The organism is Thauera butanivorans NBRC 103042 (assembly GCF_001591165.1).
Classification (GTDB): domain Bacteria; phylum Pseudomonadota; class Gammaproteobacteria; order Burkholderiales; family Rhodocyclaceae; genus Thauera; species Thauera butanivorans.
Genome location: NZ_BCUG01000098.1, coordinates 1 through 7,803, shown reverse-complemented (window position 1 = coordinate 7,803; position 7,803 = coordinate 1). Strand labels below are relative to the sequence as shown.

At 64.5% G+C, this 7,803-nt stretch carries 6 protein-coding genes; 3 read left to right on the top strand and 3 right to left on the bottom strand.

Annotation, left to right across the window (positions count from 1 at the left end):
* On the bottom strand, positions 1-186 hold a 186-nt coding region (locus TBU01S_RS24635; protein ID WP_217999682.1), incomplete at its 3' end, for a hypothetical protein.
* Positions 187-227: 41 nt separating this feature from the next.
* On the opposite strand from TBU01S_RS24635, the gene TBU01S_RS22090 reads away from it, so the two are divergent.
* Positions 228-1,205 (top strand): arsenic resistance protein, encoded by a 978-nt coding sequence (locus TBU01S_RS22090; protein WP_068639644.1) that lies wholly within the window; start codon positions 228-230, stop codon positions 1,203-1,205.
* A gap of 232 nt (positions 1,206-1,437) precedes the next feature.
* Here TBU01S_RS22090 and TBU01S_RS22085 read toward each other — a convergent pair whose 3' ends face one another.
* Both TBU01S_RS22085 and TBU01S_RS22080 read right to left on the bottom strand, forming a co-directional pair.
* The gene (locus TBU01S_RS22085) at positions 1,438-2,967 is read right to left on the bottom strand and encodes a catalase (protein ID WP_068639643.1); all 1,530 of its coding nucleotides are present in this window, start codon (positions 2,965-2,967) and stop codon (positions 1,438-1,440) included.
* A gap of 176 nt (positions 2,968-3,143) precedes the next feature.
* On the bottom strand, positions 3,144-4,694 hold the full coding sequence (locus TBU01S_RS22080) for a phospholipase D family protein (RefSeq protein WP_217999681.1): 1,551 nt from the start codon (positions 4,692-4,694) through the stop codon (positions 3,144-3,146).
* A 480-nt stretch (positions 4,695-5,174) separates the two neighbouring features.
* On the opposite strand from TBU01S_RS22080, the gene nosZ reads away from it, so the two are divergent.
* Together nosZ and TBU01S_RS22070 are read left to right on the top strand one after the other, a co-directional pair.
* Positions 5,175-7,136 (top strand): TAT-dependent nitrous-oxide reductase, encoded by a 1,962-nt coding sequence (gene nosZ / locus TBU01S_RS22075; RefSeq protein ID WP_068639645.1) that lies wholly within the window; start codon positions 5,175-5,177, stop codon positions 7,134-7,136.
* A gap of 108 nt (positions 7,137-7,244) precedes the next feature.
* The coding region (locus tag TBU01S_RS22070) for a right-handed parallel beta-helix repeat-containing protein (protein WP_245651016.1) at positions 7,245-7,803 on the top strand (559 nt) is incomplete at its 3' end.

Sequence of the window (7,803 nt, the reverse complement as noted above, 5' to 3'; positions counted from 1 at the left end):
TAGGCCATCGTGACCATGATCGACCAAGCCGATGCGGTATCGGCCCTGCTGACCGGCCTGGTGCCGGAAGGCCATCGGCCAGTGGAGAAGACGCGGGTAGAATCGCTCGGCGATTTCATCATCTTCGGCGTGGCTCCTTCCCGTCCGGCAGCCGCTGTCCGCCCATGGCTGCCTGCCCACCTCCATGGCGGGATCTGCCGTGGCGCCGATCTTCAGGACCGATCGACATGTCTGCTGCCGCGCTGCGGGAACGACTCGAATCCCGGCAGGTTGCCATCTATTTCCTCGCCGTGCTGCTCGCCGCCGCGCTGGCATGGCTGCTGCCGGGCACGGCGGCACTGGCACCGGCGATCGATCCCCTGCTCGCCTTCATGCTGTTCGTCACCTTCCTGCAAGTGCCCTTGATCGAGCTGCGCCAGGCCCTGGCGAACGTGCGCTTCCTGGGCGCCTTGCTGACGGCGAACTTCATCGTCGTGCCGATACTGGTGGCGGTGCTGATGAACTGGCTGCCGGACGATCCGCTGTTGCGCACCGGCGCCTTGCTGGTACTGCTGGCGCCGTGCATCGACTATGTGGTGACCTTCGCCCATCTCGGCCGTGCCGATGCCCGCGCGCTGCTGGCCTCCACGCCGGTGCTGCTGGCCGCGCAGATGCTGCTGCTGCCGGTTTTCCTGGGACTGTTTCTCGGCGACAGCGCAGCCCGGGTCGTGCAATGGGAGCCCTTCCTGCATGCCTTCACTTGGCTGATCGCGGTGCCGCTGGCACTGGCGGCCGCCTGCCAGGCATGGGCCGCCCGCGCCAAAACGGGCGCGAAAGCGGCAGCCCTGCTGGGTCTGTTCCCCGTTCCCGCTACCGCGGCGGTGCTGTTCGTCGTCGTCGCGGCCGTGACGCCCCAGCTCGGCCTGGCGCTGGATGCGGTCCGCACGGTCGTGCCGGTCTACATCGCTTTTGCCGTCGTCTCGCCGCTGCTGGGCTGGGCGGTGGCGCGCGGCTGGCGGCTGCCGGCGGATCAGGCTCGGGCGGTCGCCTTCAGCAGCGCCACCCGCAACTCGCTGGTCGTGCTGCCGCTGGGCCTGGCGATTCCGGGCGCCCTTCCCCTGATACCAGCGGTGATCGTCGCGCAGACGCTGGTGGAACTCGTCAGTGAACTGCTCTATGTGAAGCTGCTGCCGCGTCTGGGTCCGGTTTCGATGCCCGCACGATGACTGGCTGCCGCCCTGACTCGTCACGCCTTTGCCGCCCGGACAGCAAGCAGGAAGACCCCATCGGAGCCTATCCGCCAAAATGGACGGGCACCCCAGGGCCCTCATCATCCGAAGATGGGATGCCGCCGGCAGCACAATGAAAACAGGCCGGTCCTATCTGCATAGGACCGGCCTGTCGAAAGAAGAACAACACTGCCGCCCGGCACCCTTCGGCGCCGGGCAAAACCTCACGTCAGGCGGGCAGTGGCACCAGCGGGTTGCCGTACATCGGGTCGTCCTGCTTGGAGGCCAGCGCCTTCTCCAGGTCGATGCCGAGCGCCTTGGCCACGCCGGCACCGTAGGCCGGGTCCGCCGCATGGCAGTTGCGGATGTGGCGGAACTTGATGAATTCCGGCGCATCGCCCATGGCGCGGCCGGTGTTGCCGAACAGGGCTTCCTGCTGTGCCGGCGTCATCAGCTGGAACAGTTTGCGCGGCTGCTCGAAGTAGTTGTCGTCGTCCTGGTGGTAGGACCAGTGCTTGGCTTCGCCGGTCAGACGCAGCGGCGGTTCCTCGAACTCCGGTTGCGCCTGCCATTGGCCGAAGCTGTTGGGCTCGTAGTGCGGCAGGCCGCCGTAGTTGCCATCCACCCGGCCTTCACCGTCGCGGTGGTTGCTATGCACCGGACAGCGTGCCCGGTTGACCGGGATCTGGTGGTGATTCACGCCCAGCCGGTAGCGCTGCGCATCCGCGTAGTTGAACAGGCGGGCCTGCAGCATCCGGTCCGGGCTGGCGCCGATGCCGGGCACCAGGTTGGACGGCGAGAAGGCGCTCTGTTCGACATCGGAGAAGAAGTTTTCCGGGTTCTTGTTCAGCTCGAACTCACCCACTTCGATCAGCGGATAGTCGCCCTTGTACCAGACCTTGGTCAGGTCGAAGGGGTGCAGGCGGTATTTCTCGGCATCGGCCTCGGGCATGACCTGGATGTACATCGTCCACTTGGGGAAGTCGCCGCGCTCGATGGCCTCGTACAGGTCGCGCTGATGGCTTTCGCGGTCCTTGCCGACGAGCGCTTCGGCTTCAGCGTCGGTCAGGTTCTTGATGCCCTGCTGGGTCCTGAAGTGCATCTTGACCCAGAAGCGCTCGCCCTTCGCGTTCCAGAAGCTGTAGGCGTGCGAGCTGAAGCCGTGCATGTGGCGGTAGCTGGCGGGGATGCCGCGGTCGCTCATCACCACCGTGACCTGGTGCAGCGCCTCGGGCAGCAGCGTCCAGTAGTCCCAGTTGTTGGTGGCGCTGCGCATGTTGGTACGCGGGTCGCGCTTGACGGCCTTGTTCAGGTCGGGGAACTGGCGCGGATCGCGAATGAAGAACACCGGCGTGTTGTTGCCGACCATGTCCCAGTTGCCTTCCTCTGTGTAGAACTTGAGGGCGAAGCCGCGAATGTCGCGCTCGGCGTCGGCGGCGCCGCGCTCGCCGGCCACAGTGGTGAAGCGGGCGAACATTTCGGTCTTCTTGCCGACTTCGCTGAAGATCTTGGCACGGGTGTACTTGGTGATGTCCTTGGTCACCGTGAAAGTGCCGAAGGCGCCCGAGCCCTTGGCGTGCATGCGGCGCTCGGGAACGATCTCGCGCACGAAATTGGCGAGCTTTTCGTTGAGCCACACGTCCTGCGCAAGCAGCGGGCCACGTGGGCCGGCAGTGAGGCTGTCGCGGTTGGTGACGACCGGGGCACCGAAATCGGTCGTCAGCTGGGTCACGGGACACTTCTTGGTATCGTCATTCATGGCGCACTCCTGCCGCAGGTTAGTCGATAGGCCCCATTGTTCGAATGGGTTTTTGAATTTTATGGAAATTATTCAAACAACAAAATTTAATAGTTTCTATCGATGCCATAGGCACCACGATCAGGCAGTCATCACTCAGGCAGCAGAGCGCCGCACCATGGACCATCATCCACGGCTCAGAGCTGCGATTCCAGCGGCAGCATGCCGATGATTCGCGCGGCAAGCCGCCGCGGCAGCGAGGTTTCGGGTTCCCTGTCGTAGCGGACGGGCTCCCCGTTCCGGCTTGCGCTCCATTCCAGCCTGCCCTGCGGCGTCAGACGGACCTCATAGCTGCGCGAAGGAGCGGTTTCGCGCTGCCAGACTGCCTCCATCCTTGCCACCAGCGTTCCGGAATCGAAGAGCACCCCCATCTCGGTGTTGAGCGAAGTCGAACGCGGATCGAGATTCATCGAGCCGATGAAGCCCACGCGCCCGTCGGCGCTGAAGGCCTTGGTATGCAGGCTTGCACCGCTCGATCCGCGCAGGGAGAAATTCTTGTCCTGATCCTCGGGGCGCAGTTCCCAGAGCCTGATGCCCGCCTCGAGCAGCGGGACACGGTAGCGCGCATAGCCGCCATGGACCGCGGCCACGTCGGTCGCGGCCAGGGAATTGGTCAGGACCGAAACCGAAACGCCTCTTGCGGCAATGGCGGCGAGTATCGCCGTGCCCTGCTCTCCGGGAATGAAATAGGGCGAGGTGATCTCGAGCCGTTCGCGCGCGCCCTCGAACACCGGCCGCAGCTCGTGCATCAGCCAGTTCTCGCCATCCCTGCCAAGCGCCTTCTGCGGCGGATCGGCGATGATCCGTGCGTTCGCCGTCCAATGGGGCTGCTCCGCCCCGGGGTCGAGCAGCGAGAGCCGTTCGACGAGGCGCTGCAGGTATGGGCGGGCAGTGGCCTCATCGGCGGTGCCGCTCAATCCCGGGGCAATCCGTTCCAGTGCGGCCCTGGGGTCTTGCACGGGCGAGAGCCTGTCGATCGGCAGCGCCACGCCGCTGTTCCAGTAGTCGTCGAAGATCGTTTCCGCCTGTGCGACGACAGGCCCCATCACCAGTACGTCCATGTCGCGGAAATTGGTTTCTTCGGCCGCATCGAAATACTCGTCGCCGATGTTGCGCCCGCCCAGGATCGCGATGCGTCCATCGACGATCCAGGCCTTGTTGTGCATCCGCCGCGTCACGCTGAATGCCCGCAGCGCCATTTCGATGCCACGCCGCAGGCTGCCCTCCCGCGCCCGGGTCGGGTTGAAGATGCGGATCTCGATCTGCGGGTGGTGCGCCATCGCGATCATCGCGTCCCAGGTATGGCTGGTGCCGATGTCGTCGATCAGGATCCGCACCCGCACGCCGCGCCCGGCTGCGGCAAGTGCCTCGGCAAGGAGAAGCCGGCCGGTCAGGTCCTCATGCCAGATGTAGTACATCAGATCGAGCGAACGCTCGGCCTTGCGGGCCGAAAGGCCGCGCGCGGCAAAGGCATCGAGGTTCTCGGCCAGCAGGATCAGGCCGTTTTTGCCTGGGTGGGCGTCCGTCGCGGCGCCGATCTGCCTGTCGAGCAGCGTCCGCCCGCCCTCGACCGGCAGCGCGTGGGAGACCTCTCCCTGAACGCGGGCTGCAAAGATGCCGTACAGCCAGGTCGCAAGCACCGAGGCCGCGACGAAACACAGACAGGCGAGAACGATGAACCGGATCATGGCCATCCTTCAGTACGGCGCCCGGAACGGATAGGCACACGAGGATTCAGCCCCGATGGAATGGGCACTTTCGAGGCGCCGAAGAGCAGAAGGCCGGTCGTGCCCGATCAGCAACAGCCCGCACGCCGAGCCGGGTCCGGCAGCCACGGGAATTGTAGCGCCCGAACCTCCTCGCGCAAGATGCACGCATGGCGCAGGTGGATTTCGGGATGGTCGCCCGAGGGAATGCGCTTTTGCCGTTCAAGCTGTCCGGCATGCCGGGTTCCGTCCCCTGCTCCACCGCACCGATGAATATTCGTTCATGGCAATATAACCATCCTTTAACATATATCAAGTCCCCCCCTCCCTGGCGGGCCTAAAGTGCATCCGCAGGAACTGCCACGAAACGTTTGTCATGGACATTCATGCGGGCAGTAGCCAGGCCCATGAGCCGGATGCCTGGACGAGCGTCGATCAAGCCAGAAAGGGAGCGAGATGATCATGAACGAAGAAATGAAGATGAACCCGGCCGATGCGATGCCGGATCCGAGCCGCCGCAAGTTCCTGAACACCGCTGCCTTCGCCGGCCTGGCCGGTGCCGGCCTGTCGGTCGGCCTGTCGGCCTGCAACAACGAAACGGCTCCCGCGCCCGCTGCTTCATCTGGAACAGCCCCCTCCGCCGCTGGCGCTCCGGCAGCCGCCGCAAGCGACATGCACCTGCACATGCAGCCGGGAGAACTCGACACCTACTACGGTGTCTGGTCCGGCGGCCACTCGGGCGAATGCCGCATTCTCGGCCTGCCCTCGGGCCGGGAAATCAAGCGCATCCCGACTTTCAACATCGACTGCATGAGCGGCTGGGGCATCACCAACGAGTCGAAGAAGGTCATCGGCACCCGCCCCGACGGACGCCTGAAGTACATGACGGGCGACACGCACCACATCCACGGCTCGTACACCGACGGTACCTTCAACGGCAAGTACTTCTGGGTCAACGACAAGATCCACGGCCGCCTCGCCCGTATCCGCGGCGACGTCTTCGAGTGCGACGCGATCACCGAGCTGCCCAACATCCAGGGCTTCCACGGCATCTTCCCGGACAAGCGCGATCCGGTCGATCCTGCGATCAACCACACCACCCGCGTGTTCTGCGGCAATGAATTCCACATTCCGCAACCCAACGACGGCCGCGACCTGGACGACCCGACGAAGTACTTCTGCCTGTTCACCTGCGTCGATGCGGAAACCATGGAGGTCCGCTGGCAGGCCAAGGTCGACGGCAACATGGACTTGGTGGCGACTTCGTACGACGGCCGCTTCGCGGCCTCGAACCAGTACAACACCGAAGGCGGCGTACATTACGAAGACATGATGTCGGCCGAAATGGACGCCTGCGTGTTCCTGGATGTGGGCCGCGTCGAACAGGCGATCAAGGACGGCAAGTTCACCACCATCGGCGACTCGAAGGTGCCCGTGGTGGACGGCACCCGGGCTGCCAACACCGACCCGGCCACCGCGCTGTCCGCCTACGTTCCGGTGCCGAAGAATCCGCACGGTGTCAATGCCAGCCCGGACGGCAAGTATTTCATCTGCTCTGGCAAGCTGTCGCCTACCTGCACCGTGATCGAGGTGGGCAAGGTCGCCGACTGGCTCGACGGCAAGCTCGACGACGTCCGCAAGGCGGTGGTCGCCGAAGTCGAAGTCGGCCTCGGCCCCCTGCACACCACTTTCGACGGTCGCGGCAACGCCTTCACCACGCTGTTCCTGGACAGCCAGGTCGTCAAGTGGAACATCGACAAGGCGATCCAGTTCTACGCCGGCGACAAGTCCGTGCAGGCCGTGGTCGACCGCATCGACGTGCATTACCAGCCGGGCCACATCAACGCCTCGATGGGCGAAACCCGCGAGGCCGACGGCCAGTTCCTCGCGGTGGGCTGCAAGTTCTCCAAGGACCGCTTCCTGCCGGTCGGCCCGATGCACCCGGAAAACGAGCAGTTGATCGATATCCGTGGCGAGAAGATGGTGTTGCTGGCCGACCACCCGGTGCATCCGGAACCCCACGATTTCGTCATCGTCCGGCGCGACATCATCAATACCCGCCAGGTCGGCGTGCTGGACGCCCATCCGCTCGCGGTGAAGGATCCGAAGGATTCCGGCGTGTTCCGTGACGGCAACAAGGTCACGGTCAAGATTGCCTCGATGGCGCCAGCCTACACCTTGCGCGAGTTCGAAGTGAGGGTCGGCGATGAGGTCACCATCATCTTGACCAACCTCGACAAGGTGGAGGATCTTACGCACGGCTGGGCGATGCCGAAATACGACATCAACTTCACCGTCAATCCGCTGGAAACCAAGTCGGTCACCTTCACAGCCGACAAACCGGGCGTGTTCTGGTGCTACTGCACGCACTTCTGCCACGCCCTGCACCTGGAGATGCGCACACGCATGATCGTGCGTCCGTGATCCTGCAGCACTGAACGCGGCACGCCATCAGCGCTGCCTGGCCTGAACCGAGGGGCGGCAAGCCCCTCGATTGCTTTTCTCCGCCGACTTCCCGACATGGAGCGCATCATGAAGCCCCTCACCGCCCTGCGGAACATCGCAATGGCGGCATTGCTCGCTGCCAGCCTGCTTGCGATGCTCGCTGTGCCAGCGGCCGCGGCCGAAGTGTGGCGGGTCAAGGCAGGCGAATCCATCCAGGCCGCGATCGACCGCGCCTCACCGGGCGACACCATCGAAGTCGAGCGCGCGCGCTATTTCGGCCACCTGCTGATCGACAAGCCGCTGACCCTGCGCGGCATCGACCGTCCGACGATCGACGGCGAGCTGAAGGAAAACACCATCAGCGTGAAGGCCGAGGACGTCACCATCGAAGGCCTGATCATCGCCAACTCCGGCGGCGACACCCTGTACCAGCATGCCGGCGTCTACATCTACCCCGGCTCGCACAAGGCGGTGGTACGCAACTGCGATTTCTCCTACACGCTGTTCGGGCTGTGGATCGAGAAGGCCAACGACGTGCTGATCGAGAACAATCTGATCACCGGCAAGCGTGATTTCGATTCGCCCCGCCGCGGCAACGGCATCCAGCTCTACAACACGCGTCGCGCGCGGATCATCGGCAACAACG

What these genes read in the sequence shown, in the direction of transcription:
- TBU01S_RS22090 (WP_068639644.1), top strand. Translation starts at nt 228, where the DNA reads ATGTCTGCTGCCGCGCTGCGGGAACGACTCGAATCCCGGCAGGTTGCC.
- TBU01S_RS22085 (WP_068639643.1), bottom strand. Translation starts at nt 2,967, where the DNA reads ATGAATGACGATACCAAGAAGTGTCCCGTGACCCAGCTGACGACCGAT.
- TBU01S_RS22080 (WP_217999681.1), bottom strand. Translation starts at nt 4,694, where the DNA reads ATGATCCGGTTCATCGTTCTCGCCTGTCTGTGTTTCGTCGCGGCCTCG.
- nosZ (WP_068639645.1), top strand. Translation starts at nt 5,175, where the DNA reads ATGAACGAAGAAATGAAGATGAACCCGGCCGATGCGATGCCGGATCCG.